This is a genomic window from Thermococcus litoralis DSM 5473, assembly GCF_000246985.2.
GTDB lineage: Archaea > Methanobacteriota_B > Thermococci > Thermococcales > Thermococcaceae > Thermococcus_A > Thermococcus_A litoralis.
Map to the genome: position 1 here is coordinate 138033 of NC_022084.1, position 25134 is coordinate 163166.

Genomic DNA, 25134 nt, shown 5'->3' on the forward strand with positions numbered 1-25134 from the left:
CGTGTACTTTATTGGTCACTGGATCTACTGATAACCCTGTAAGTCTTGAAGTGCTGAATGATTGACAAAGTAAAGTATATCGCTGAAATTATCACAAGGGGTATGTTGTTGAGCCAGATACCTAAGAGAGCAAAGAGGACAGAAACTCCTGAGTAAAAGGTGCTCCAGCTTATGTCGTGCTTTGAAACCACTTCCATATAAACGTCGACATCTTCCGGAACCTTAAGTAAATTTACCGTATTGTGATCAAATTTTATTATCCCCGCTCTTTCCATTTTCGGGATATGGGTCTGGAGCAGACTTACATAGACGCTCTTTCTGTGCTTTCTATCGTTTTGTCCTTCGTTTTCAGCTATAAAATCCACAATCTCCCTTAATTCGGCCTTCCCATTATTATCCTGGAGGAACCTTAGGAGGAGCATTCTCCTGTCGTTTCCGAGGATCATTGAGGAGGGGCTCATTGTGTCATTTTCTCCATTTACTCCCGCCCCTCTGGGAATGCCCATTATCTCACCAGCCGATAGTGTCTTCTGTGATTTCCATTTCTATAAAAGAACTCAACTTTTCCTGCTTGTGATAGGTTTCTTAAAGTTCTTTCGACCTTCTGCCTAGTACATTCAACACCCCTCTCATTGAGAAAGCGGGTTAGGAACGAAACCGTTAGCTCTCCTTTTTCCTTAAGAAGCTGAAGGATCTCTTTCTCAATGTTAACATTCATTTCTTCCACAATACCATCCCCTGACGAATGTTAAGTTAAACAGATTGATTTAAAAACAGTTCAAATTACAACAACCGCTTAGAACTTGTAGGTGTTAGTAATATATAAACGTTTGGGAAAAGTTCGATTTTCAATTTTTTAAAGTTTCGTCCTTTAAAACAGTCTGCATAGCTTTATACAGTTTTAAAAACACGGAAAGGGAGATAACAGGGTTTAATAAATTCTGGAAAGGATTTAATGGTTATACAATACTTTAAGATCTTTGCATTTTATTGGATTTTATACGCTTCCTTTCAATCAAAATGTCATAATGAATCCATTTTTAGCTATACTCTCAACTTACTCTAAAGGAACTTAACAAAAGGATGGGAAAATATCCAACAGTTTTAGCTCATTCAAAAAATATAAATATTAGGACGTCAAAGTTTTATTGATGTCGATGTTCTTCAGGCCGAGTGATACCCCAAAGAATATCATTGAGATGCTCGAAGAGCTTACCCCGTTAGTTGGTGGATTAGAAAACAGCAGCATAGCGGGGGTTATAACCACCGATGCCTTTGCCCAAACCCTGATCCAATACTCTTCAATTGCAAACGCCCTAAATTTGGAAATTCCAACCTACTACCTTGAGCCCACCAACGGGTTTTCACTAAAGATGCTCAGCAAGTTCTCAGAGAAAAGCGAGAACATCTTAATGGGTAAGGTTTACACCCTAGGGGAGCTTCTGGATGCACTTGAGATGGTTCATGATGACTCCTTTGTCTTTGTCTCGAACTTTGGGATTCTTGAAGAGATGGACAAAAAGGGCATGCTGGAATTGAGAAAAATCGTCGATAGGAAGGGCATATTTCTGATACTCTCCCACAATGCCCTTGAGATAAACGAACTTAATTTGATCTCCGAGTTTAGGAGGCTCTTCTTCATCCCTGAGCTTTTTGAACATCTTTTGGTCATGAGGATCAGCGGCTATAGGGGGCACTACAGGTTAAATCTGACAGTCCTCAAAGCTCCCCCAGAGTTTGTAAAAAACACGGGAGAGCATAGCATACCCATAGACTCAAAGATAAAGCTGATTTTAGAATAGTTTAATGTATCCAACCCCGAGGAAGTATCTCGCATAAACTGCGAGGAAGAATAGGGTAAAAGTTATTCCGAGCGCTATGTAGTCCTTTACCTCCATCTTGATGTTATGGAGAAAAGTTCTTCGTTTGCTTGCTCCAAATGCCCTGCTTTCCAGGGCTATACTGAGCTCGTGGGCGGTTTTTATTGATGCGACTATCAGAGGGATTAAAATGGGAACAGTATTTTTAGCTCTCTGGATGAAGCTGCCCCTTTCAAGCTCAAGCCCTCTTGACTTTTGAGCATCCATTATAGTTTGAGCCAGCATGTAGAGAGTTGGGATGTATCTGAGGGCAATAGTCAAGGTAAGGCCAATTTCATAGGGCATCCCCATTTTAATGAAGCCAAGGATGAGATCCCTTTGGGGCGTTGTCATTATCAGACCCAAAGTGAGCAGGGCAACCGAAAGAAGCCTTATTCCATAGCCGAAACCTATAAAGAGACCAAAATACCACGGTTTTAGAATAAACGGCCATATAATCATTGCAACTATGGAGATCGGGATTAGTGGTTTGAGAACGTTAAAGATTTCTCCAATGGTTATCTTGCCTAGGATGACAAGGGTGAGGACTATCAGGAGGAAAAGGAGGGATAGAAGTATGGGAGAGTTAAAGAGGATTAAAGCTATTATGCCAAAAAGAGAGCCAATTATCTTCACCCTCGGATCAAGACGGTGAAGGAGGGAGTCCCTTTCAAGGTATAGCGTGTACATCATGTTCTCATCTCCAAGGCTTTTACGAACTCCTCAACACTCCTGAAGAATTCCAAACCTATCTCCTCACTTATTGTGAGAAGCCTTGGCCTGTCTAAGTCGTATTTTCTTAAATCAAGCTCAAAAAACTCTTTAACGTCCCCATCAAAAACCTTTTTTCCTTGGTATAGAAGTACAACCCTCTCTGCCAGCTCAAGAACCAAGTCCATTTCATGGGTTATTAGGAGTATTCCATGCCCTTCTCTGTAAAGTTTTCTGATTATCTTCTTTATGCCTTCGGCATTTTTTTCATCGAGCCCTGTTGTGGGTTCGTCGAGGATTAGATATTTGGGCTTCATAGCCAAAATGCATGCTATTGCTAAGCGCTGCTTTTCCCCACCGCTGAGAGAATAAGGTGAGCGATCCTCATAACCCTCGAGGTTAACCTCTCTTAACGCCCATTTGACCCTCTCCTCAATCTCCTCCTCTGAGAGACCGAGATTTTTAGGACCAAAAGCAACTTCCCTAAAGACGTTCTCCTCAAAAAACATGTGCTCTGGATTCTGAAAAACGTAACCAACGACTCTCGCAAGCTCGGCAACGCTGTGTTTTCTAGTGTCCATGCCATCCACTATGACTTCACCTTTTGTCGGCTTCAAAAGTCCATTCAAATGCTTTGCGAGGGTTGTTTTCCCAGAACCATTAGGGCCAACTAGGGCTATAATCTCGTTTCCGAAAGTTAGCCTAACTCCCCTAAGGGCTTCTTTCTTCCCCTCGTAGATATGCCACAGATCCCTTACCTCTATCATCTTTCAAGAGTTTGAGGTGATGCTTTAAAAAATTGCCTCTGCTGAGAGATGTTTATATATTTTTGTAAAGAGACTACGTGTAAACTCAAGCAGATCTACTTCTTTTTTAAGTTCCTCTTTCATTGAAGTTCCATTTACGGGAGTTGGGTTATTTACGTTCACTCCAACCCCAATTATCACGTATTTCACTTGGTCGAGTTCACCCTCAACCTCTACCAAGATACCGGCTATCTTTTTTCCATTCACAAAAATATTCCCATTTGGAGCAACTTCTACAGGGAGTCCATAGTCCTCTAACCCTTCTTTTAATGCTTCCAAAAAAGGATATACGATTCTATTTACATCAGCCAAGGACAACTCGGGTTTTAGAATTAGAGAAAAGTACAAACCTCCCTCCGGAGAGCTCCATTCACTTCCAACCCTTCCTCTCCCTCGTGTCTGTTTTTCAGCTATTACAAAAACATTTTTTGCCCCTTTTTCGGCGAGTTCTCTTGCGATATCCATTGTAGATTCAATTTCTTTAAAATAATAGCTTTCGAAGTCGAGCTCCCATGGGTAAGGTTTACGAGGTTCACTAATTAAGATGTAGCCCTTTGGGGTCGAAATTATAGAATAGCCCAGAGTTTTCAATTCGTTTATATGCTTCCAAACAGCTACACGGGATGTTTTAACTTCTCGGGCAATTTCATCACCCGAAACAACTTTTCTACACCTTAATTTTTTTAGTATTTCGCGTTTTATCGAGCTGTCTCTAATTGCTCCCTTCATGAAAATCGCTATGAAGTGAGAATTAAAAAGTTTTGAATTCGTTAACAAAAAAATTTTTAAAGTTAACAAAATTTTTACGATATGGGTGATAAGATGAAGGCTAGGGAGGTATCTTATGTTGGGCTCTTTGCGGCTTTAACGGCAGTCGGAGCTCAAATAGCAATTCCAATTGGCACTGTGCCAATAACGCTTCAAGTTCTATTTGTTTTGCTAAGTGGGTTAATCCTGGGAGCAAAACTGGGATTTTTAAGCCAAGTGGTGTACCTCTTCATGGGCGCCATAGGACTTCCTGTTTTTGCGAACTTCAGCGGAGGATTTGTACATATATACGGCCCTACTGGTGGCTATCTCTTATCGTTCCCAATTGCAGCGTTTTTAGCAGGATTGGTAAGCGAAAGAGGGAGAAGAATAAAGGACTATGCCATAGGCTCTGCGATAGGGATTCTAGCAATCTACTTGCTGGGCTGGTTCAGATTGGGACTTTTTATGGGAGGAGATTTTGAAAAGGCCTTTTTGCTTGGAGTTGCCCCCTTTATTCCAATAGATGCCCTAAAAGGAGGACTTGCTGTTCTAATTGCCGATAGGGTTCATAAAAGCATTAAAATTTAGAGCCCCTTTCTAATATTTTCTTCCACAAATTTAATGTCGAGGGAATTCTTTACTCTAAAGAAGCTCAGCGAAACCTTTGGATTTCTCTTGATAAGCTCCTCTATACTTACCTTTTCGTAGTCAAGGTGCCTTGCAATGCAACTTAGTCTTCTCTCGTTTTCGCTTAAGCACGTCTCAATGGCTTTTCTTAGCGCTCTTGCATTGTAAAAAGCGTGGGTAATTTCAAGGCTCCCATCTGCCCACACTGGGATTAAAGCATCGGTATATGATTCGTAAAATAGCGTTGAAAGATAATTCACCAAAAACGGCATCACCAAGGGCATGTTGCCCTCTACAAGGAAGATATCTCCCGAAAAGGGCAACGCTTTGTGAAGGGCTTCAAGCTTGTTTCTTGCACTCACGCCAATAGGATTCGAAACATGGAGTGAAAACTTTCTTAATTCGTCTTTTCTGACTACCGTAAAGACCTCATCAATTCTCTTCGCGTTTAAAAGCCTTTTCTCTACTATCTTTACCATGGGTTCTTCAAGTATTGGAGCCAGATAGTTCTCCCACTTCCTCTCCGGAAAGGCAAGTATGTATGCCCGCATGGGTAGAGGTAAGGCGGGAGGTTTAAAAGTCTTCTTGGGATAGATTTATAGTATTATGATGAGCATTATATATCTGGGGAAGAACATGGAAGAGCTCAGCCCGGCACTCGTTGTGCTTTTGTTCCTCGAAGATTTTGCGAGGGAAAACCCTTCAATTAGGAAAGGTGCCAAGTATTTCCAGTGGCAGAAGAGATATGACGGTTATGACGTTGCTTATTCTATTGTAGGGGCTACACTAGCTGAACTTGTTCACGAAGGATACATAGAGCTTGAATCCAAGAAGAAATTATTCAGGAAGAGCATTATATTCACCAGAAAGAGGCTGATCCCAAAGAAATACGGAGTCTTGGGAAGAGGGTTAAATTCAATAAGTGAATATACTCCAACGGCGCTTCACTCCGCTTTGTTCCTTGTGTTTCCTGTGTCTAGATTTCCTGCTGCATTCCTAGGGACATATATAATTGAAAAGGAGCTAAAAGATGAAGAACCAGAAAAATTAAGAAGTGACCCAGAAGTTGTGAAGTACAAAGAGAAACTCAAAGCATTACTGGAAGAGTTTAAAGAAGGTAATCCGGAGCTATGGGATGGAATTAAAAAAGAAGTAGACAAGGCATGCCAGCTGGTAAGGGGAAAGCAAGGCTATACTCTTTACTCCCCTCTAGATATGCTGGAGGAAAGAAAGAATGAAAGTAAAAATTAGGAAAGAACTTTTGGAGTATCTCCTACAACTAGCGAGAGATTTTTATCCCAACGAATTTGGGGGATTTCTAAGAGAAAAGGATGGAATCTTTGAGGAAGTCCTTATAATTCCAAAGGGCTATTTCGGGAAAAGCTCTGTTTATTTCGACACATGGTTATTGCCCCACGATGAAAACATAAAGGGAACAGTTCATTCGCATCCGGTTCCTTCCTCAAGACCTTCTCGGACAGACGTGAGCTTTTTCTCCAAATTCGGAGGGGTTCATATAATAATCGCGTATCCCTTCAAGGAAGAGAGCGTAAAAGCCTATAACAGCGAAGGGAGAGAAATCGAAATAGAGATAATTGAGTGACGTTAGAATTCATATGAAAATTTTTATAAATGCAGGTTTTCTTAAATACTGTGGTGACTCTCCATGAAGGTTAGGGAACTTCTTGAAGGCTTAAACGAAAAGCAGAGAAGAACCGTGCAAAAATGCTTAGCTTCGTGTGAGATACTCGATTTGGAAGAGGAGGTTGAAACTGAGCTTTCCAAGGATTTAATAGAGTTCGTGAAGGTCCTATCAAACCCAATAAGAGCGGGGATACTAAAAATGCTCAAAAACAGATGGATGTGCGTTTGCTTAATAGCAAAGGCATTGAACCAAGATCAGACCCTCATAAGTCATCACCTCAGAACCCTTAAAGGAATGAATCTTCTACACGAGAGAAGGGAAGGAAAGCTTAGATTCTACAGGACAAACCTTGAGGAACTTAAGAAATACGTTGATATGCTGGAAAAAGAGCTTCTTTAAAGCTTTATTTTATTTGGTGAGGATCATGGAACGGCTTCAAAGGGAAGTAGATAGGGTGATAAAAAGTTTTGGCGGATACTGGGAGCCTTTTGAAATGCTTGGTGCGGTTGTTGAAGAGCTCGGAGAGTTATCGAGAGAAATGTTAAAATTTGAGGGTATTAAAGAAAAGGGAGAAAAGAAGAAAATTAAGGAAGAAATTGGCGATGTACTGTTCGCTCTTTTGTGCATCGCGAACTATTATGAAATAGATGCAGGAGAGGCCCTTCTTGAGAGCATCTCCAAGTACTCAACGAGGGACAGAGATAGATGGCGTAATGAAGACTGAACCTCTGCAACTTATTATCCGATGAGATTCCTATTTGTCCATCACTCTGTTAGGGATTTTTCGAAATATTTAAATAAATTGGTAACAAAAAATGTATGAGGGTGGTTGTACATGAGGAAAAAATTGACAAGTTTGATTTACAGATAATAAAACTGCTCTCGAAAAATGCAAGACTAAACTATAGGCAACTTGCGGAATACCTAAATACAACTCGTCAAAGGGTTTCAAGACGTTTAGAGAGATTAGAAAGGGAGGGAATAATAAAGAAGTACACAATCATCCCAGATTTTGACAGATTAGGGTATATATACGTGATACTTGGGATAACCCTCACTCCCGGAACTTCAATAGATGAGCAGATAGAGATCCTCAAAAACGATGAAAATGTTAAGGTAATGGAGAGAGCTATTGGAGCCCACAATCTTGTAGTCCACCTCTTAGTACCCAAAGATATGAAAGAAATTGAGAAAAAAATAACGGAAATAACTGGAAGACTCAAAAATGTGGAGAAAGTTGACGTAACATTCATAACAGAAGTCGTCAAATTTGAGCTCGTCTGAAAACTTTTCTTTTTTCGGCAATATGTGAAAGAAAAGCTAATAAAAGCTCGGACAAAAGAGACTGGCAGAGTCATAAGCGGTGAGTACAATGAACATTGCCACTGTTGCAGTAATTGCAGTATTGGGCACTTTGGCATATAAACTAAAGGCCCTCGATGCCAAAGGCACTATAGCAGCCGCACTTATTGGAGTAACGACCATCGTATTTGGGGGGATTTTCCCGTTTTTAGCGTTACTTACCTTTGTCCTTCTTGGAGTTTTTGCGACTAAGTATCACCTTGCAGAAAAAATCAAAAGAGGAATTGCTCAAGAAGGAAAGGGGACAAGAAGCTGGCAGAATGTTCTTGGGAATGGTCTTGCCGCTGTAATATTCTTGCTAATTGAATACTACACCAAGCAAGATGTTTTTTGGGCAGCTACGTTTTCCGCGATAGCGACTGCAAATGCTGACACTCTCGCCAGTGAGCTGGGGAAGATATTCGGCAAGGCTCCAAAAATGATAACAAACCTAAAGCCAGCAAATGTGGGAGAAAATGGTGCTATCTCATGGCAAGGTGAGCTCATAGCCCTAATTGGAGCATTTGTTATAAGCATTTTTTCGGTGTTTTTAACTCCTCAGAAAATGGAAATGCTCTTTGCAGTAACCCTTGGTGGATTTATAGGGTGCAACATTGATAGCTTACTCGGTGCAACACTTGAGAATAAGGGAGTTATAAACAACCACCACACAAACTTTTTAGCCACCATCATAGGGGGAATAATTGGAGGGATAATTTTCCTTTTCCTGCTGTGATGAAATGGCGGATTGCTGAATTGTGATGACGACCTTAGGATCTGAGCTACACGTTGTCTCCTTTTTTCCTCAATTCTTCCTCATAGATAGTCCAGAGGACAATTAGAGCAGCTGGAATTCCGTGTTCCGTTGCAAAAGTCATGTAAGGAGCAAGATCAATGACATAGTCTGCGTATCTAAAAAGTCCCCTCGGGATGCCTTCACTCGAACCTATAAAAACCACAACTTCCTTGGCATAGTATAGGTCTTTTGCGAGGTTTTCTTTTACTTCAGAAACGCTGTGCCCCTTTGGATCGGTTATTATAAGCAACCTTTTGTTTCGTCTTTTGTCCCTTATAACTTGATAAAGATCCCACACGCTAACTGGGACTTTTTCCACTTTCCAAGGGTATGCCTCCCGCTGGATCTGATGCCTAGACTCCTGACCGATTTTTACACCTTTTATGAATTCCATCAGCTCATAGGCATCCATCTTCTCTTTAGGTGCTATAATGAGCTCTCTCACCTCAAAAGCTTGAGCGGCTCTCCCGATTTTCTCACCAAAATTTCTACAAGCCTTGTAATCACCCCAGTAGGGCATCTGAACTATTGTAACTTTTTTAAAGAGCTTTCTTGCGTCTATCTTCTCTGGAGTAAACTTCTTCCATTCCTCTTTTCCGGTGATGGATATGTAAGCCCTATCTCCGATGATTTCCACTAAAACAGCTTTATCTGGGAAGGTCAAGTCAACTTCAGCGTTTGTAAGCTCCTTTATCTTTCCCCCGAGGGCTACGTTAACATCAACACTTGAAAACTCGTGTTTTCCTCTTCTTTTAGTTTTTACTGCAAAGCTTTCGCCTTCCTTTATGTAAGCAGCTATTTGCTCTGAGACGCTTAAGATGTCCTCAATTGTTGCAGGCACTTCAAAGAGCACGGGGATAACTCTCTCTATCTCGGGAATATCAAAAAGCTTTTGTTCCGCATCTTTATCTTCGGTTTCCACAAGAACAAGACCAGAATACCCCTGAGGAGCTATCCAAACTTTGGCATCCTCAAGAACATCCTTAATATAATTGGCAGCAACAGCCTCCATTCCCCGCTGAGTTTTAATTAAAAACTTCATGAAAACCACCAAAAGCTAAGAGAAAAGAGAAATAATCAAGCCTCTGGCTCTGCAAGAACCTTTATCTTTCTTATCTCAGCTCTCTTGAGTGGATATATCTTCTTGGCTTCTCTTGCTATTTCAGCAGCCATTTTTCCGTTAACTGCCTCAAGCACAAAGTCTGTGAAGTTAAGCTCCTCCGCCTTCTTACGGATTATGTTCTCCATTATTTCTCTGATAGCCCTCTCCTGGCTTGTCTGGATTCTTCTTATTGCTATAACCATACCCATAACTCTAAGCTTGTAGCCGTCCTTTGTTGTTATGTTGAAGATACCGTCAATTCTCGTGGTTCTTCTCCTAACAAGGCTTCTTATGTAGCTTCTCGCCAACTTGTGGCCCTTAAACTTAGTGTAGGCGTTCTGCCCTTTAACGTCGTAAATCTGGAAGTAAAGCTTTACCTGACCCTTTGTGAAGTCTCCGGTTAAATCCTTCAAAGTGGTCTCAATTACCCTCCCCTTTACCTTTTCGGGATCATCTGCGGGAGTTAAACCAATTTCCTTGCTCCCGAAAAATTCTGGAGCGTAAACTATATACCAGTTCTTAAGCTTCCACTTATCCCTTGCAGCGGCAGCCCTCTTCCTTGGGTTAGCTCTTGCCATCTTAACACCTCCAATTTCATTTCTTTATGACATCCTCAGCGATCTTGATTGAAAACACCAAATCATCCAGCGCTACTATCAAGCTTTCAATCTCACCAAGGTATTTAACTTTTGTTATGACTCTACCATCTTCCCAGTAAGTTCTAAATTTAAAGTTTTCTGGTAGATTCAGATTGTCCACCTCAACGGCCTCGGCAATTGCCTTGGCGATACTTTCATCCCCATACTCCCAAATTATCTCTGCCCTAGCTTTAATTTTCATCTGTCCCACCGCTTGAGTTCTGCTCTTCAAGGAGCTTGTCTATTAGCTCAGCAAATTCGTCTATTTTATCTTTGGGAATTCTTATGCCTGCTGCTATTGCATGCCCTCCTCCTTCTCCTCCAAGAATTTCTGCGGCTTTTCTTAAGGCTTCTCCCAAGTCATATCCTTTTTCAATTCCTTTTTTCGTCGTTCTAGCAGAACCTTTTACCAATCCGTCCTCTTCGCTGTCTGCTAGGACAATAACGGGTTTTTCTGGCTTTGCAAGCTGGGCATTTATCGCCATTGTTGCTGCTATTCCAACCATCGTGTCTTTGATGTTTTTGCCTGCATAGAATATGTAGGCATGTTCTTTTTCAACTGCATTGCTCCAGTTTTGTATCAGGTATCTTCTCATCTCTATTTGCTCTCTCTTGTACTCATCCACGAGTTTTAATGCATCTTTGAATGCCTTCTCGTCCCCCAAGCATATTGCAACGCCCAAAGTGCCCATGTTAAGCCTTCCTGTAGCATTTAGGAGGGTAGCAAATTCCCTTGCCTCGTGCCTAGGGTCTCCCTCGGGATAGAGCTTAATTAGCACAACGTCACCGATAAGCCTGTCAATGTCCTCTTTAGAAGCGTTGTTCTTAATCAAGTGAATAACAAGTGCATCGTGGAGCTTTCTTTTTTCCTCTTCTCTAAGCTGCCAGTACTTCATATCTGGATCAAAGCCCTTGCTGCGCAGGAATTCTATTGCATTTCTCAAATCCCCAGTAATACCCGGAAGCTCTGGATTTGACGCATAAGCAAGCATCTGAGCCAAAGTCCGAGTTTCTCTTCCAAAGAGCCTCAGTTCTTTGCGGAGTTCTATCAAGTCCAACTCTTTTGCATCTTCTACTATATCAAGGTTCATTCCATGAAATTGTCCGTCGATTTCCTGCATATCACCAACTGCACCAACCAAAGCCAAGTAGCTTAGGTCTTTGTTTCTTTCGTTTATCGCCCTTGCTATGAAGTAAGCAACACCAGAACCGCTCAAGTCTCTAACGCTATCTGCCCCAAATTGAGTGGGATTTACAAGTATATGGTTTTCTTGTTCGATTTCGCCATCTTCTGGGGGATGGTGATCTGCTATAACAACACTAGCATCCTTTAGATAGTTCTCAATCAGCTTTATAGACCCGCTTCCAAGATCACTGAAAACATAAATTTTCTGCTTTTCTTCTGCAAGCTCTTTTAACGTATCTTCCCCAAGCTGTTTCACTATGCTGAGATGAAAATCCGCACCTTCCCTAGCAAGCGCTTTTGCTAAAATTGCACCGGCAGTTATGCCATCTGCATCCCTGTGTGAAACAATACGGATAGTATGGCCTAACTCAATGTGCATTTTTATTAGCTCTGCACCTTCCCTAACCTTCTCTAAAAATGCGTTCTTATCCATTATACCACCTTAATAAGGAAAAAGGTGAAAATCAGCGAACGAGAAGCTTTGCTTGCTCTGGATCGTATCTCCACTTTGCTGGTAGCTTTCCGGTTCTCCTGTAGTATTTTACAAGTCTCCTGATCTTGCTCTCAGTAAGCTGAAGACCCCTCATTGAATGGAGGTCTTTGGGATGCTGTTCTAGGTGCTTCCTAAGTTTGACTGCCTTTCTAATGAGGAACATTAAGTCCTCTGGAATCTCTGGAGCAAGGCCGTTCTCTTCGAGTATCTTGGTTATTTTCTTTCCAGTGATGAGCCTAACACTCGGAATTCCATATTGGTCCCTCAAAATAGTGCCTATCATGGCAGCACTATAACCTTCCTTCCTAAGCTTAACAACAAGATTTTCAACTTCCTCAGCAGTGTACTCCACCCATGTAGGTGGGGCTGTCCTCGGTGGCTTCTTTGATCCAGACTTTCCTCTTTTTCTTGCATGCAACCTTGCCATTTCCAACACCTCCCGGTGACGGCCAGCTACTGCCAGCCGCCCCTTATAAGATTGCCAATAGTGGGTGATAAAAGGGCTTTAAAAAGTTTGCCCTTGAGATGTTTTACTTTTCTCTTCCGAAAGCCTCGCCCTTTAGGGCGGAGATGCAGTAATTTAGGACTCAGCCTGAAGGCAGGAAAGCGAAAAATATTTAAACCTTTAACACCATAATACACTATAGGGTGGATAATGGTGAAAAGACTTGATGTTTATCTCCCTGATGAGTTAGACAAAAAGTTTAGAGAAGTTGTTATGAAAATGTACGGAAACAGGAGAGGTGCCTTGAGCATAGCCGTAGAACAAGCGATTAGAGACTGGATTAAAAAAGTTGAGAGCAAGGAAGAATGAAGCGAACAGTAACGGTTAAACTCCAACCTTCAAAGGAAGCCGAGAGAGTCCTCTTCGAGTTAGCCGATATTGGAGCGAAAGCTTGGAATGAAGTAAACTATCTGAGAAGGCAACTCTTCTTTAACCACGAGCCTGTGGATTTTAACAAAACAGAAAAAATCGTTTATGAGAAGTACAAGAAAGAAATAGGCTCGGCAACGGTTCAGCAAATTTGCAGGAAGAATGCCGAGGCCTGGCGTTCATTCTTCTCCCTAATCAAAAAGAAGAAGGAACTTCCAAAGTGGTTCAAGCCAAAACCACCGAACTACATCAGGGAAGGAGGCTTAATCCTCCTCAGGAATGACCAATACAAAATTGAGGGGAATAAACTAATCCTCAAAGGCCTCGGAAAGTTCAAAAAATTGGAAGTTCAGTTCAAGGGAAGAATACACTTGAAGGGTAAACAGGGAAGATTAGAGATAACTTACGACCCGATAAGGCGGAAGTGGTATGCTCACATCTCATACACGGTTGAGGAGAGGTTTTATGACCAAGAGTGGATCAAACTTCCAAAAGAACCTTTGGGCAACCTCTCCGCTGGAATAGACCTTGGAATAAACAACCTAATGGCCGTCTACGTTGAAAACGGGGAGAGCTTTTTAGTGAACGGTATACCACTCAAGAGCATAGCCTTCTACTGGAGGAAGAGGATTGCCGAGTATCAGTCTAAAATCAACAAGTCGGGATGTAAAAAGAGCAGAAAGCTCACAAGAATGCATCAAAAGGCTAAGCTCCAAGCCAAACACTACATTAACACGGCAGTAAGGCAAACTATTGAGAGGCTCTACCAGAGGGGCGTCTCCAGAATAATTGTCGGTTATCCAAAGGGCATCAGTAGGAATTCTGATAAGGGTAGGAAGCAGAATTATCTTCTTTCCCACGTCTGGCAGTTTAACTACATTATTAAACGTCTAAAAGAAGTTGCTGAGGAGTATGGTATTCGTGTTTTGGTGGTTGATGAGGCTTTTACTTCAAAAACCTGCCCCGTTTGCGGGAGGCCCCACGAAGGGGCACGTTTTGTTCGTGGTCTTTTTAAGTGTCCCGAGACGGGGCTTGTTTTCAATTCAGACTTAGTTGGAGCTTTCAACAAAATGATAACCCCGAGCCTCTCGGGTTTGTCGGGAGGTAGGGGTAATTGGGGGAAGGCCCTCCCAGAGGGGTTTGAGGAACCTGTTTCAGTTTGGGTCTGAATGAGACCCCTCAAACCTTCCCGTCAATGGCGAGGGGTTAAAGCCGAACCCTCGCCGTTCACGGCGGGGAGGATGTCAGAACATCTTTGTTGACAAGGTTCGGTGGGATTTCACCTTTGGCAAATGCTATTAGGTTCTTTGCAACCAGCTCCGCCATGCCTTCTCGTGCTTCATGAGTTGCGCTGCCTATGTGGGGAGCTAAAACAACGTTCTTCAACTTGAAAAGCTCCTCGTTATAGTAGGGTTCTTCTTCAAATACATCCAAGCCTGCTCCAGCAATCCACCCTTCTTTTAATGCTTTGATTAGGGCATTAGTATCGACAACTGCCCCTCTAGATGTGTTTATTAGGATTGCGTTGGGTTTCATAAGCTTGAGCTCCTTCTCTCCTATCATGTGGTAGGTCTCTTTGGTTAGGGGAACGTGAAGGCTTATAAAGTCGCTCTCTTTCAAAAGGGTTTCAAAATCCACATACTCTGCGCCAATCTCTTCTTCTGCTTCAGGTTTACGTGTTCTTGAGTAATAGATGATTTTCATCCCGAACCCTTTGGCTCTCTTTGCGAGGGCCTGGCCGATTCTTCCAAAGCCCACTATCCCTAAAGTCTTTCCTTTCAATCCATATCCTAGAAACATTAGAGGATGCCAGCCGACTTCGCTTTTCTTCCATTCGCCACTCCTCACAAAGGCATCAGCCTCTACAATTCTCCTCGCAACTGCTAGAAGAAGGGCAAATGCAAGGTCAGCCGTTGCATCCGTAAGGACTCCGGGAGTGTTTGTAACGTATATTCCCCTTTTTGTAGCCTCTTCTATGTCTATGTTATCATAGCCGACTGCATATTGGGCTATTATTTTTAACTTTGGAGCGTTTTCCAGTAGTTCTTTATCTACTTTGTCCGTTACAAGGGTCACTAAGGCATCAACCTCTCTGACTTTCTCTAGAAGCACTCCCCGTGGAGGTGCCTTCGGATCTTTCCAGAGTTCTATTTCATAGAATTTCTCAATCATCTTAATTCCATTTTCCGGAATTTGTCGTGTTATAAACACCTTGGGCTTCATGGTATTTCCCCTTCTAAGATAATGGTCAAAACGTATAAATATCTTTATGAAGATTAGTTAATGGTGATGTTGAATGGATTACACAAAATACCTAGCCGGAAGGGCGAATTGGATTAAGGGCTCAGCTTTGGCTGATGTGATGAAAAAGGCTTCAGAACTCCAAAAGAAAGGGGTAAAGCTAATTTCTCTCGCAGCTGGAGATCCAGATCCGGAGTTAATTCCAAGAGCTGTTCTTGGGGAAATAGCAAAAGAAGTTCTTGAAAAGGAACCAAAATCCGTTATGTATACTCCGGCAAATGGAATCCCGGAGCTTAGGGAAGAGCTGGCAGCATTCTTGAAAAAATACGACCATTTAGAAGTTTCTCCAGAAAACATTGTTATTACAATAGGAGGAACGGGAGCATTGGATCTTCTTGGAAGGGTTTTGATAGACCCTGGAGATGTCGTGATAACAGAGAACCCATCGTACATAAACACATTATTGGCATTTGAACAGTTGGGAGCCAAAATTGAGGGGGTTCCAGTTGATAACGATGGGATGAGGGTTGATCTGTTGGAGGAGAAAATAAAGGAGCTTAAAGCTAAAGGACAGAAAGTTAAGCTGATCTACACCATCCCGACTGGTCAGAATCCAATGGGCGTCACTATGAGCATGGAACGGAGAAAGGCACTACTTGAGATTGCCTCTAAATACGACCTCCTAATAATTGAGGACACTGCTTATAATTTCATGAGATATGAAGGAGGGGATATAGTCCCCTTAAAGGCTTTGGACAATGAAGGAAGAGTTATCGTGGCGGGAACGCTCAGCAAAGTCCTTGGAACAGGATTCAGAATTGGATGGATAATAGCAGAGGGAGAAATCCTCAAAAAAGTTCTCATGCAGAAACAGCCAATTGACTTCTGTGCTCCAGCTATTTCCCAATACATTGCCCTAGAATACTTAAAGAGGGGCTATTTTGAGAAGTATCACTTGGAAGGAGCACTGCTCGGTTATAAAGAGAAGAGGGACATCATGCTGAAGGCTCTTGAAAATCACTTGCCAAATGCAGAATTTACAAAGCCAATAGCGGGAATGTTTGTTATGTTTTTCCTTCCAGAGGGAGCAGATGGCATCTCATTTGCCAACGAGCTCATGGAAAGGGAGGGAGTTGTGGTAGTTCCAGGAAAGCCTTTCTACACAGACGAGTCTGGAAAGAATGCTATAAGGCTTAACTTCTCAAGGCCAAGCAAGGAAGAAATTCCAATAGGAATCAAGAAACTTGCTAAGCTTTATAAGGAAAAGTTTGGCGAGTGAATTCTTTGTTTTTACATTTTCTTCTGGGCCATCACATTCTCGATGGAGAGAAGGTTAGTTTGTTTTTAATGCACTCAGAAAAGTTCTTTTTGGTGCGGGGGCGGGGATTTGAACCCCGGAACCCCTACGGGACGGGACCCTCAATCCCGCGCCTTTGACCAGGCTCGGCAACCCCCGCAAGAGCGCCGTTTATTTGTCTTCTTAGTTTGTTTATAAATTTTTCTGTCCCCTTTAACCGGGGCGTGTTTATAGTAACCTTTATTAGGGTTTTTGCTGAATTCTTTCAGGTGGTTGTCGTGATCCCCAGATGGGATCACAAACTCAAAGACCCTGAAAGCGTGGCATTCATAATCCTCGACGTTTTAGCAGACTTCGAATCAGAAGGAAAGCTGAAGAACCTGCCAAAATCCAAAAAATTTCCAGTAAAAACAATACTGGCAATACTCCTCTTTAAACAATACTACAACCTACCCCTCAGAGACGCCCAGCACTACGGCAGAAAATTCTTCGGAGCAAACATTCACTACTCAACCCTCCACAACTGGGAGAAAAAGCTGAACCTCGAAGAACTGACAAACCACCTCCTGAAAAAACTCCAGAAATTACCCTACGCCAGCACTCAAGCAGACTCAACCATTATCACAAATAAAAAAAGGACAGAATAGAAGTTCAGGCAATAACGAGAATCCTGCCGGGTTTACTGTATCCGGTTGCTGTGAAGATCACAACTTCTGAGAACGAGCTGATTGAACTCCTGCCGGAGGGTTCTGGGAATTTTTATGCTGATGGGGCTTATGATTCAAAGAAAGTTCTGAACACTGTGGTGGAAAAGGGTTATCGGCCGATTGTTAAGAAAACTAAGAACCCTCCAGGTGGTTTTGGTAGTAAGAAGAGAGATAGAGTGTTTTCTGAAGAAGAGTACAGGCATAGGAATCCTCATGAGGGGTTCTGGGGTGCGTTTACAACGTGGTTTGGCAGTAGGATCCCCTGTTTTCTGAAAAAGACTACTGTAACCCGAATTTTGCTTGGGGTAATGTGTTATGGTCTGAAAATCCTCCTCAGAGTCAAATACTGTTTAAATAACAGGGGGTGAAACTAAACACGCCCCCTTTAACCGAAAGGTTTATAAATAGCCTTCAATCCTTATTGGATTGGGCGTGGGCCGGTAGCTTAGCATGGTTAGAGCGGCGGACTCTTAATCCGCAGGTCGGGGGTTCAAATCCCCCCCGGCCCGCCAAATAGGCTCTTCTACATGGAGTTCATGTTCCAAAAAATTTATGTATGATGCCGGGTTAATTAAACTAGGTAGTGGATAGATCGGAGGAGATGTTCAATGCAGCCTCATGAATTCAAGATAAATGAAGACGGTTTAAGAGCAGTTCTACCTCCAATGGAAGCCGAGATAATGGAGTATATGTGGAAGGTGAAAGTTGCAACGGCTGGAGAGGTTTATGAATATCTAAAAGATAAGCATGAGAACTTAAGACGTTCTACAGTTAGTATACTAATGAACAGGCTCTGTGAAAGAGGGCTATTAAAGAGAAGTGTGGATACGGGAAGAGGATGAATGAGATACGTTTACAGTGTGGCTACAAGCAAAGAGGAGTTTGAGAAGAAAGTTGTAGAGAGCATTTTGAATGCCCTCATGAGTAATTTTAAGGAGGCAACCGTTGCGTACCTCTCAAAGATAAAGAAGTGATAACAGATGCTTAAACTTATATTCCTCGCCCAGGTGTTGATTACAATTTTGTACTTGGGAAAACTAGGCCTGTTATTCGTAGTTGGGGTATTTCTTATTCTTGCTGGACTGTACCTGTGGACTATTAAGAGCTCCTTAAATAAGAAACAAAGAAAGCTTTCCTATGAAGACCTCCCATGGCTCTACGATGGAATAATGAGGATGGCAAATAAGGCTGGGATAGCAACTCCCGAAATTTATCTGCTGGATGACTATATACCCAATGCTTACTCTTTTAGAAATTCGGTTGTGCTTTCTATGGGTCTATTTGAGGTTCTCGATGAAGAAGAAATCCTTGCAGTTGCGGCCCATGAGATAGGCCATATAAAAAACGGAGATACTGTCCTCTTCCCGCTCATCTCTTATGGGAGATACCTTATGTTTGCTATAACTCTTTTGAATTTCCTAATCTCCAGAAACACTTTGGTTTTATTGGCTTCCTTCATATTTTACCTCCTTTACGAGGTTCGTAGGTCTGATTATTTAAAACAGAGAGAATTTAAAGCTGATGAAACGGCATTGCGCTTAATACCTGTTCCATTGGCTCTAAAAAGAGCCCTTGAAGAACTTAAGTACTACGAGGACTTAAGGATCGAAGTTAAGGAATCTGCGCTGCCTTCTATAGAGCCAAAAATAGAAAGACCTTATCAAAAATCGTTCTTTGAGACACACCCAAGCTATGAAGAGAGGATATGGAAGATTATGGCAGAAGTTGAAGCTATGACCCTCAGGGGAAGGATTTTCAACTGATCAAAAATTCTTTTAAGCTTGTAGCTTCTTTTTTATTAGGTGGTACTATGGAGGTAGAAATAGTTCTAGATAAAGAGCGAGCAGAGCATATAAAGAAAATACGTCCCACGAAAGATGAATACTTCATGCTCATTGCAAAGCTCGTGAGTCTAAGGGCCACATGCCCTAGACTTAGGGTTGGAGCAGTTGCCGTAAAAGACAGCTACATTTTAGCGACAGGCTATAATGGTGCCCCGAGGAATATGGATCACTGTATAGATGTGGGTTGCTTAATAGTTGATGATCACTGTCATAGAGCGGTTCATGCAGAACAGAACGTCATAGCAATGGCGGCTAGAAAGGGGATAAGCCTTGAAGGGGCCACACTTTACGTTACCCACTTTCCATGCGATGTCTGCTTTAAGTTACTGGTGAATGCGGGAGTTAGGGAGATAGTTTACGAGGAGATGTATCCAAACAAGGCAACTGAGATTTTGCTGAAAGAAGCCCAAGAGAAAGGGATTGTGAAAATAAGACAGTTTAAAGTCCCCAAGGAGAGGGTTAAGGCATTCCTGGAAGAGCTTTTTGGAGATGACTAATCCCTTTCTAGTTTTTCTAGCATTTCCTTGATTTCCTGGAATTCTATTGCGATCTGACGTGTTAGCTCGGTTATTTCCCTTTCGGCTTTGTCTATTGCGATGTAAAGCCTAAACAACAGCAGGTAGCTGAGGCCTATAGAGACCACAAACAATGCATCTAGACCCCTTCCAAACCCGAGTATGTTTTTTATTGTTAAGGAAATCTCCACCGGTTTCAGGGAAATTATCAGCATTATGAGGAGCAAAGCTTCCCAGAACACCAGATCCTGCCAGTCAAGCTCTTTTCTCCCGTATTTTCCAAGTACGTATACCATAAGTGCCAGGATAATAATAACGGCGATGTATTGTACGGCATACATTTTTATCACCTCATCCTATCTAACAGCAAGTTAAAAGCTATTTTTACGCCCTCTAAAATATTGGTCCCTTTCTTTTTGGAATATTCGGTATAAACCGCTTTTATGGGTACTTCAACTATTCTGCATCCGTTCTTTGAGGCTTCGATTATTATTTCACTTGAAACAGCGTATCTATCGCATGTGATTTTTATTTTGGATGCACATTCTCTATTCAAGCATCGCAATCCGCTTTGGGAATCGGAAACGTATTTTTTAGCAAACACTGCCGTTATAAAGTCAAGAACAAAATTTCCAAAGCGTTTTACAAAAGGCATTTCACTTACGTCCCCTTTCAACCTCGAGCCCACGGCAAAATCTGCCTTCCCTTCTGCAACTGGCTTCATTACTCTTAGGGCATCATCAACTAAATGCTGGCCATCTGCATCGAAGGTTAGTATCAATTCAGCTCCTTTAAGGAGGGCATACCTTATCCCTGTCCCCAATGCTCCCCCAAGCCCTCTGTTTACGAGGTGCGTTAACACTACCACGCCTTTTTCTTGAGCCAATTCTCTAGTTCTGTCTCTGCTCCCGTCATTTACGACCACAATCTCTTCTCCTCTGAAATACTGGAGCAAATCCCGCAGGACGTTACCTATTGTTTTCTCTTCATTGTACGCCGGTACAACAACGTATGTCTTGAGCAATCGCTTGAAGAGTTCAATCGCCTCTTTGACGTTCATTACTTCAAAGTTTGCATCTTCTTCGATTTTAAAGCTCATTCTTCCGCTTTCGTTGGAGGTTATAAGTACACTCAGACACCTTAGTTCTTTTGCCGGGAGCAGGTCATATCCATGATCTCCCACTACAACTACTTTTGTTGGTGGAACATTAAAATGCTCTAGTATTGTCTTTAAATGGCCGGGATTTGGCTTAACGTCTTCTGGAGGTACATCATCCCTGGTAACTACAAGGTCAAAAAATTCCTCAATATCATGTTTTTTTAGCACATATTCTGTGGCCTTTCTAGAGCTCCTAGTCATCAGGGCAATTTTTATCCCATTTTCTTTTAAAAGCTCTAGCAACTCTCTGGAACCTTCGAACAAATAGCTGTCCTTAGCCCTTTCTACTTCCAGTTCAACGAGGAATGAATGCAGATATTCAAAATCCATACCCGTAATTTGGGATATCTTGAGCAGAGTTTCATACATAGGCGTCAAATCACCGATGAGCTCCTTTGATATTCCCTCCTTCTCAAGCCTCTCTCTTAATCTCTCCTTTACTTCTGCAAAGTCCATTGGCGCACCCACAAGGGTTCCATCGAGATCGAAGACAACTAGCTGGATGTCCATGCTTTTTCACCCTGTGACATTTCTTATAGTAGCGGAAGAGTTATTAAGTCCTTGCTTAATTTAGTTTGGGTGGTTATAATGATAACGCCTGTTGTGGGTTTTATTCTTTCCCTTCTTTTTACCCCCTACATCGGTTCGTTAATGAGAAAAGCCGGCATAGTTGGAAGAGATATTCATAAGCTAGGTAAACCCGAGGTTCCAGAAATGGGAGGCATTGTTCTTTTACTCGTATTGCCTCTAAGTCTTGTGTCTCTTCTAAATGAAACTCTCGCAAAGGCTCTTCTGATATTTCTTCTCTTTGGGATTATAGGTATAATAGATGACATAACTCAGCTTAGACAGTCTCATAAAGTTCTGTTATCTTTGCTGGTCTCCTCAATAGTAATCTCGATATCCATAAATACTGATCTGGATATTCTGGTGGCTTCCTTTGAACTGGGCTTACTCTACTATCTCTTTGCAGTACTCTTCATAACTGGTTCTGCAAATCTGGTGAACCTCCTAGCGGGATTCAATGGGCTGGAGGTGGGGACTTCCGCTATAGCCCTCTTCTTTTTGGGGTTGATAACCTCTGGAAATGCCCAAATTTTGGCATTGACAGGAAGTGCTGTAGCCTTTGGATTTTTGTGGTGGAATAGGTACCCCGCTAGAATCTTCCCCGGGGACACTGGAACGTTGTCCCTTGGGGCATTGATAGGACTGGTTGGCATTTTAGGTAAAGTTGAAGTATTTGCAGCGTTTTTGCTACTACCCCATTTTGTGGACTTCCTCCTCAAGTCAAAAATACGATTTAAAGGCAGACCTTTGGGAAGGACAGAGGTTTTGGAGGATGGAACTTTAAAAGCCCCGCCTTACTTAAGCTTTCTGGGTTTGCTGATGAGAATAAAGAAAGTAAAAGAGCCTCAGCTCGTTGCCATGGTTTGGGGGATAGAAACAGTCTTGGGCATTATTGTCCTTCTTCTTCATCAATTACTTTGACCATCCCGAAACCATAGCTGGTTTTGTCTCCAAAGCCGTTTTCGTATCCAAACTTTGCTATCTCCTTCGACCCATAATACCGGAAAACCATCAGAGAGCCTCTGTAATACGTCTTACCAACCTTTATTCTCACGGGTTTGAATTTTATGACATCAAGGTGAAAGTTGGTATCCTCTGGGAGTCTGCCATTTATCTCTGAAAACTTTGTAAGCATTATTTTCCTGAGTTTGTCTTGGAATCCTTCGTTGTTTGGATAAAGATCCCATATCTTGACCTTATTGTCTTCAAACTTGGCTGTCCTGACAACTATGGGACTTAACGTTGAAAAAAGCGTCCCATCCCTTATCTTTGGCTCCCGGAGTATTTTTATGTCGGCCATGGAGAACGTCGCTTCTCCCACCTTTAGGATAGGATTCGAGATAAACCCCTCTGCAATTGCCTTTATGATTTCGGTGAGAGAAGATGAAACGTAGAGGGATATATCATCCGAGAGCACTTTAATTCCTTTATCGGGAATAATCTCCCTCTCTCTAATCATTATCCTGGAAAAGGTGAAGCAATCCTTATACTCCGTTTGAAGCACCTCAGCTAAATCTGGCGCCGCAAGGAAAATCTTTTCAAGCAGCTGGTCATGAATTTCATCGTTGTAATTAAAGGGCACTATAGCATTCTTATTTTCAGGTTTAAGTTTGATTTCAATTCTCATTAACTAACCCTCCGCTCTAAATAATATCTTTGCCTTTGATGTTAATAAGAATTTCGAATGCAGATTGTCCTCTTGCTTATTTTCTAAAAACCTGACCTCCTCCCCGCCGTGAACGACGAGGGTTCCAACGAGCTAACCCCTCGCCAACGGCGGGAAGGTTTGAGGGGTCTCATTCAGACCCAAACTGAAACAGGTTCCTCAAACCCCTCTGGGAGGGCCTTCCCCCAATTACCCCTACCTCCCGACAAACCCGAGAGGCTCGGGGTTATCGTTTTCACAACCTTTTTTAAAATATTAAACGCTCCAACGAGGTCTGCATTGAAGATAACCCCCGTTGCGGGACACTTAAATAATCCACGAACAAACCTCGCCCCTTCGTGGGGCTTCCCGCAGACAGGGCAGGTTTTTGAAGTAAAAGCCTCATCAACCACCAAAACACGAATACCATACTCCTCAGCAACTTCTTTTAGACGCTTAATAATGTAGTTAAACTGCCAGACGTGGGAAAGAAGATAATTCTGCTTCCTACCCTTATCAGAATTCCTACTGATGCCCTTTGGATAACCGACAATTATTCTGGAGACGCCCCTCTGGTAGAGCCTCTCAATAGTTTGCCTAACGGCAGTATTAATGTAGTGTTTGGCTTGGAGCTTAGCCTTTTGATGCATTCTAGTGAGCTTTCTGCTCTTTTTACATCCCGACTTGTTGATTTTAGACTGATACTCGGCAATCCTCTTCCTCCAGTAGAAGGCAATGCTTTTCAGCGGTCTTCCATTCACGAGAAAACTCTCCCCGTTTTCAACGTAAACGGCCATTAGGTTGTTTATTCCAAGGTCTATTCCAGCGGAGAGGTTGCCCAAGGGTTGTCTTGGAACTCTCACCCATCCTTTGTCATTCTTTCTCTCTTCTACCGTATAACTAATGTGAGCATACCATTTTCTCTTCACGTTATCATAAACAATCTCTAACCTTCCCTGCTTGCCCTTCAAGTGTATTCTTCCCTTGAACTGAACTTCCAATTTTTTGAACTTTCCGAGGCCTTTGAGGATTAGTTTGCTTCCCTCAATTTTGTATTGGTCGTTTCTGAGGATTATTAATGGTTTCCTTTTTCCATTATCTTTCAAGTAGTTCGGTGGTTTTGGCTTGAACCACTTTGGAAGTTCCTTCTTCTTTTTGATTAGGGAGAAGAATGAACGCCAGCTTTCGGCGTTCTTCCTGCAAATTTGCTGGACTGTTGCCGAGCCTATTTCGGATTTAAACTCTTTATAGACTATTTTCTCGGTTTTGAGAAAATCGACGGGCTTTCCCTCAAAGAATTCCTGCCTGCGGAGGTAGTTTACTTTGTTCCAAGCTTTAGAGCTGATTAGGGCTAACTCTTTGAGTGCTTTTTCTTGCTCTTTTGAGGGCTGGAGTTTTACTTTTCTCTTCTGAAAGCCTCGCCCTTCAGGGCGGGGATGCAGTATTCGGAAATTCAGCCTCTCAAATAGGGGCGTGTTTATAGTAACTTTTATTGGGGTTTTTGCTGAATTCTTTCAGGTGGTTGCCGTGATCCCCAGATGGGATCACAGACTCAAAGACCCTGAAAGCGTGGCATTCACAATCCTTGACATTTTAGCAGACTTCGAATCAGAAGGAAAGCTGAAGAACCTGCCAAAATCCAAAAAATTTCCAGTAAAAACAATACTGGCAATACTCCTCTTTAAACAATACTACAACCTACCCCTCAGAGACGCCCAGCACTACGGCAGAAAATTCTTCGGAGCAAACATTCACTACTCAACCCTCCACAACTGGGAGAAAAAGCTGAACCTCGAAGAACTGACAAACCACCTCCTGAAAAAACTCCAGAAATTACCCTACGCCAGCACTCAAGCAGACTCAACCATTATCACAAATAAAAAAAGGACAGAATAGAAGTTCAGGCAATAACGAGAATCCTGCCGGGTTTACTGTATCCGGTTGCTGTGAAGATCACAACTTCTGAGAACGAGCTGATTGAACTCCTGCCGGAGGGTTCTGGGAATTTTTATGCTGATGGGGCTTATGATTCAAAGAAAGTTCTGAACACTGTGGTGGAAAAGGGTTATCGGCCGATTGTTAAGAAAACTAAGAACCCTCCAGGTGGTTTTGGTAGTAAGAGGAGAGACAGAGTGTTTTCTGAAGAAGAGTACGGGCATAGGAATCCTCATGAGGGGTTCTGGGGTGCGTTTACAACTTGGTTTGGCAGTAGGATCCCCTGTTTTCTGAAAAAGACTACTGTAACCCGAATTTTGCTTGGGGTAATGTGTTATGGTCTGAAAATCCTCCTCAGAGTCAAATACTGTTTAAATAACAGGGGGTGAAACTAAA

Annotated in this window: 32 protein-coding genes, 2 tRNA genes and 3 pseudogenes; 20 read left to right on the forward strand and 17 right to left on the reverse strand. The window is 42.3% G+C overall.

The genetic code is table 11. The features are described 5' to 3' along the window. Positions 1 to 8: 8 nt before the first annotated feature. Positions 9 to 506 carry a DUF7344 domain-containing protein gene (locus OCC_RS00725; protein ID WP_004068648.1) on the reverse strand — a complete coding sequence of 166 codons (498 nt, stop codon included), beginning with the start codon at positions 504 to 506 and terminating at the stop codon, positions 9 to 11. Continuing rightward, the gene (locus OCC_RS00730) at positions 506 to 718 is read right to left on the reverse strand and encodes a hypothetical protein (protein WP_048874654.1); all 213 of its coding nucleotides are present in this window, start codon (positions 716 to 718) and stop codon (positions 506 to 508) included. Before OCC_RS00730 ends, OCC_RS00725 begins: the two co-directional genes overlap by 1 nt. A 433-nt stretch (positions 719 to 1151) precedes the next feature. Between OCC_RS00730 and OCC_RS00735 the strand changes: the two genes are divergently transcribed. Further along, on the forward strand, positions 1152 to 1802 hold the full coding sequence (locus tag OCC_RS00735; RefSeq protein WP_238565065.1) for a hypothetical protein: 651 nt from the start codon (positions 1152 to 1154) through the stop codon (positions 1800 to 1802). Here the strand turns inward: OCC_RS00735 and OCC_RS00740 are convergent. The 3 genes from OCC_RS00740 to OCC_RS00750 are packed head-to-tail and all read right to left on the reverse strand — an operon-like array spanning position 1794 to position 4105. Continuing rightward, a complete protein-coding gene (locus tag OCC_RS00740; RefSeq protein WP_004068645.1) occupies positions 1794 to 2552 on the reverse strand; it encodes an energy-coupling factor transporter transmembrane component T family protein in 759 nt (252 codons plus the stop codon). The two genes, OCC_RS00735 and OCC_RS00740, sit on opposite strands and share 9 nt — an antisense overlap. Continuing rightward, on the reverse strand, positions 2549 to 3337 hold the full coding sequence (locus tag OCC_RS00745; RefSeq protein WP_004068643.1) for an energy-coupling factor ABC transporter ATP-binding protein: 789 nt from the start codon (positions 3335 to 3337) through the stop codon (positions 2549 to 2551). The genes OCC_RS00740 and OCC_RS00745 overlap by 4 nt, the downstream gene beginning before the upstream one ends. 24 nt (positions 3338 to 3361) lie before the next feature. Continuing rightward, on the reverse strand, positions 3362 to 4105 hold the full coding sequence (locus OCC_RS00750; RefSeq protein WP_004068640.1) for a biotin--[acetyl-CoA-carboxylase] ligase: 744 nt from the start codon (positions 4103 to 4105) through the stop codon (positions 3362 to 3364). Between the two features lie 93 nt (positions 4106 to 4198). Here OCC_RS00750 and OCC_RS00755 point away from each other — a divergent pair, with 93 nt between their 5' ends. Next, a complete protein-coding gene (locus OCC_RS00755) occupies positions 4199 to 4714 on the forward strand; it encodes a biotin transporter BioY (RefSeq protein ID WP_004068637.1) in 516 nt (171 codons plus the stop codon). Here the strand turns inward: OCC_RS00755 and OCC_RS00760 are convergent. Then, complete coding sequence (locus OCC_RS00760) at positions 4711 to 5304, reverse strand: NTP transferase domain-containing protein (protein WP_004068636.1); 594 nt, start codon at positions 5302 to 5304, stop codon at positions 4711 to 4713. The genes OCC_RS00755 and OCC_RS00760 overlap by 4 nt on opposite strands. Before the next feature lie 55 nt (positions 5305 to 5359). On the opposite strand from OCC_RS00760, the gene OCC_RS00765 reads away from it, so the two are divergent. The 6 genes from OCC_RS00765 to OCC_RS00790 all read left to right on the forward strand — a co-directional run bounded on the left by OCC_RS00765 (position 5360) and on the right by OCC_RS00790 (position 8475). Then, positions 5360 to 6004 carry a hypothetical protein gene (locus tag OCC_RS00765; protein ID WP_020953573.1) on the forward strand — a complete coding sequence of 215 codons (645 nt, stop codon included), beginning with the start codon at positions 5360 to 5362 and terminating at the stop codon, positions 6002 to 6004. Further along, the gene (locus OCC_RS00770; RefSeq protein ID WP_004068633.1) at positions 5988 to 6356 is read left to right on the forward strand and encodes a Mov34/MPN/PAD-1 family protein; all 369 of its coding nucleotides are present in this window, start codon (positions 5988 to 5990) and stop codon (positions 6354 to 6356) included. The genes OCC_RS00765 and OCC_RS00770 overlap by 17 nt, the downstream gene beginning before the upstream one ends. 63 nt (positions 6357 to 6419) lie before the next feature. Beyond that, a complete protein-coding gene (locus tag OCC_RS00775; RefSeq protein WP_004068631.1) occupies positions 6420 to 6797 on the forward strand; it encodes an ArsR/SmtB family transcription factor in 378 nt (125 codons plus the stop codon). A gap of 25 nt (positions 6798 to 6822) precedes the next feature. Continuing rightward, a complete protein-coding gene (locus OCC_RS00780) occupies positions 6823 to 7122 on the forward strand; it encodes a MazG nucleotide pyrophosphohydrolase domain-containing protein (RefSeq protein WP_004068629.1) in 300 nt (99 codons plus the stop codon). A gap of 95 nt (positions 7123 to 7217) precedes the next feature. Next, positions 7218 to 7682: an Lrp/AsnC family transcriptional regulator gene (locus tag OCC_RS00785; protein WP_004068626.1), complete on the forward strand. Its 465-nt coding sequence runs from the start codon at positions 7218 to 7220 to the stop codon at positions 7680 to 7682. A gap of 88 nt (positions 7683 to 7770) precedes the next feature. Next, entirely contained in the window at positions 7771 to 8475 is a 705-nt protein-coding gene (locus OCC_RS00790) for a DUF92 domain-containing protein (protein WP_004068625.1), read from the forward strand. 46 nt (positions 8476 to 8521) lie between these two features. Here OCC_RS00790 and OCC_RS00795 read toward each other — a convergent pair whose 3' ends face one another. The 5 genes from OCC_RS00795 to OCC_RS00815 are packed head-to-tail and all read right to left on the reverse strand — an operon-like array spanning position 8522 to position 12381. Beyond that, entirely contained in the window at positions 8522 to 9577 is a 1056-nt protein-coding gene (locus OCC_RS00795) for an SPOUT family RNA methylase (protein WP_004068623.1), read from the reverse strand. A gap of 35 nt (positions 9578 to 9612) precedes the next feature. Then, entirely contained in the window at positions 9613 to 10215 is a 603-nt protein-coding gene (locus OCC_RS00800; RefSeq protein ID WP_004068622.1) for a 30S ribosomal protein S3ae, read from the reverse strand. Between the two features lie 16 nt (positions 10216 to 10231). Then, entirely contained in the window at positions 10232 to 10477 is a 246-nt protein-coding gene (locus OCC_RS00805; protein WP_004068620.1) for a KEOPS complex subunit Pcc1, read from the reverse strand. Further along, positions 10467 to 11894: a DHHA1 domain-containing protein gene (locus OCC_RS00810; RefSeq protein WP_004068618.1), complete on the reverse strand. Its 1428-nt coding sequence runs from the start codon at positions 11892 to 11894 to the stop codon at positions 10467 to 10469. Before OCC_RS00810 ends, OCC_RS00805 begins: the two co-directional genes overlap by 11 nt. Before the next feature lie 31 nt (positions 11895 to 11925). Further along, entirely contained in the window at positions 11926 to 12381 is a 456-nt protein-coding gene (locus tag OCC_RS00815) for a 30S ribosomal protein S15 (protein WP_004068616.1), read from the reverse strand. A 231-nt stretch (positions 12382 to 12612) separates the two neighbouring features. On the opposite strand from OCC_RS00815, the gene OCC_RS12505 reads away from it, so the two are divergent. Together OCC_RS12505 and OCC_RS00820 are read left to right on the forward strand one after the other, a co-directional pair. Beyond that, positions 12613 to 12768, forward strand: a complete 156-nt coding sequence (locus tag OCC_RS12505) for a hypothetical protein (RefSeq protein WP_171814825.1) — start codon at positions 12613 to 12615, stop codon at positions 12766 to 12768. Then, positions 12765 to 14038: pseudogene (locus tag OCC_RS00820) on the forward strand (RNA-guided endonuclease InsQ/TnpB family protein). The gene OCC_RS12505 and the pseudogene OCC_RS00820 overlap by 4 nt, the downstream one beginning before the upstream one ends. Before the next feature lie 17 nt (positions 14039 to 14055). Here OCC_RS00820 and gyaR read toward each other — a convergent pair. Further along, positions 14056 to 15051, reverse strand: a complete 996-nt coding sequence (gene gyaR, locus OCC_RS00825) for a glyoxylate reductase (protein WP_004066272.1) — start codon at positions 15049 to 15051, stop codon at positions 14056 to 14058. Positions 15052 to 15124: 73 nt separating this feature from the next. Between gyaR and OCC_RS00830 the strand changes: the two genes are divergently transcribed. After that, a complete protein-coding gene (locus OCC_RS00830) occupies positions 15125 to 16348 on the forward strand; it encodes an aminotransferase-like domain-containing protein (RefSeq protein WP_004066270.1) in 1224 nt (407 codons plus the stop codon). A 90-nt stretch (positions 16349 to 16438) separates the two neighbouring features. Here the strand turns inward: OCC_RS00830 and OCC_RS00835 are convergent. After that, positions 16439 to 16526, reverse strand: a tRNA-Leu gene (locus OCC_RS00835). A gap of 109 nt (positions 16527 to 16635) precedes the next feature. Here OCC_RS00835 and OCC_RS00840 point away from each other — a divergent pair. The 6 genes and pseudogenes from OCC_RS00840 to OCC_RS00865 all read left to right on the forward strand — a co-directional run bounded on the left by OCC_RS00840 (position 16636) and on the right by OCC_RS00865 (position 19414). Then, on the forward strand, positions 16636 to 17013 hold the full coding sequence (locus tag OCC_RS00840; RefSeq protein ID WP_148290374.1) for a hypothetical protein: 378 nt from the start codon (positions 16636 to 16638) through the stop codon (positions 17011 to 17013). A gap of 50 nt (positions 17014 to 17063) precedes the next feature. Continuing rightward, on the forward strand, positions 17064 to 17441 hold the full coding sequence (locus tag OCC_RS00845; RefSeq protein WP_020953576.1) for a hypothetical protein: 378 nt from the start codon (positions 17064 to 17066) through the stop codon (positions 17439 to 17441). A gap of 66 nt (positions 17442 to 17507) precedes the next feature. Then, a tRNA-Lys gene (locus tag OCC_RS00850) sits at positions 17508 to 17585 on the forward strand. Positions 17586 to 17681: 96 nt separating this feature from the next. Further along, positions 17682 to 18047: pseudogene (locus tag OCC_RS00855) on the forward strand (BlaI/MecI/CopY family transcriptional regulator). Between the two features lie 6 nt (positions 18048 to 18053). Then, the gene (locus OCC_RS00860; RefSeq protein WP_004067555.1) at positions 18054 to 18836 is read left to right on the forward strand and encodes a M48 family metallopeptidase; all 783 of its coding nucleotides are present in this window, start codon (positions 18054 to 18056) and stop codon (positions 18834 to 18836) included. Positions 18837 to 18883: 47 nt separating this feature from the next. Further along, positions 18884 to 19414: a deoxycytidylate deaminase gene (locus OCC_RS00865; RefSeq protein ID WP_004067553.1), complete on the forward strand. Its 531-nt coding sequence runs from the start codon at positions 18884 to 18886 to the stop codon at positions 19412 to 19414. Here the strand turns inward: OCC_RS00865 and OCC_RS00870 are convergent. Further along, positions 19411 to 19773, reverse strand: a complete 363-nt coding sequence (locus OCC_RS00870; RefSeq protein WP_004067550.1) for a DUF2304 domain-containing protein — start codon at positions 19771 to 19773, stop codon at positions 19411 to 19413. The two genes, OCC_RS00865 and OCC_RS00870, sit on opposite strands and share 4 nt — an antisense overlap. Before the next feature lie 5 nt (positions 19774 to 19778). After that, the gene (locus OCC_RS00875; RefSeq protein WP_004067547.1) at positions 19779 to 21101 is read right to left on the reverse strand and encodes an HAD-IA family hydrolase; all 1323 of its coding nucleotides are present in this window, start codon (positions 21099 to 21101) and stop codon (positions 19779 to 19781) included. Between the two features lie 78 nt (positions 21102 to 21179). Between OCC_RS00875 and OCC_RS00880 the strand changes: the two genes are divergently transcribed. Further along, a complete protein-coding gene (locus OCC_RS00880) occupies positions 21180 to 22079 on the forward strand; it encodes an MraY family glycosyltransferase (RefSeq protein WP_004067545.1) in 900 nt (299 codons plus the stop codon). Here the strand turns inward: OCC_RS00880 and cas6 are convergent. Beyond that, positions 22048 to 22785, reverse strand: coding sequence for a CRISPR-associated endoribonuclease Cas6 (gene cas6 / locus OCC_RS00885; RefSeq protein ID WP_004067543.1), 738 nt, complete (start codon positions 22783 to 22785; stop codon positions 22048 to 22050). The genes OCC_RS00880 and cas6 overlap by 32 nt on opposite strands. 132 nt (positions 22786 to 22917) lie before the next feature. Next, positions 22918 to 24245 (reverse strand): annotated as a pseudogene (locus OCC_RS00890) (RNA-guided endonuclease InsQ/TnpB family protein). 76 nt (positions 24246 to 24321) lie between these two features. Between OCC_RS00890 and OCC_RS00895 the strand changes: the two are divergent. Further along, positions 24322 to 24699 (forward strand): hypothetical protein, encoded by a 378-nt coding sequence (locus tag OCC_RS00895; protein WP_148290376.1) that lies wholly within the window; start codon positions 24322 to 24324, stop codon positions 24697 to 24699. A gap of 50 nt (positions 24700 to 24749) precedes the next feature. Continuing rightward, complete coding sequence (locus tag OCC_RS00900) at positions 24750 to 25127, forward strand: hypothetical protein (RefSeq protein ID WP_020953581.1); 378 nt, start codon at positions 24750 to 24752, stop codon at positions 25125 to 25127. Positions 25128 to 25134 lie beyond the last annotated feature (7 nt).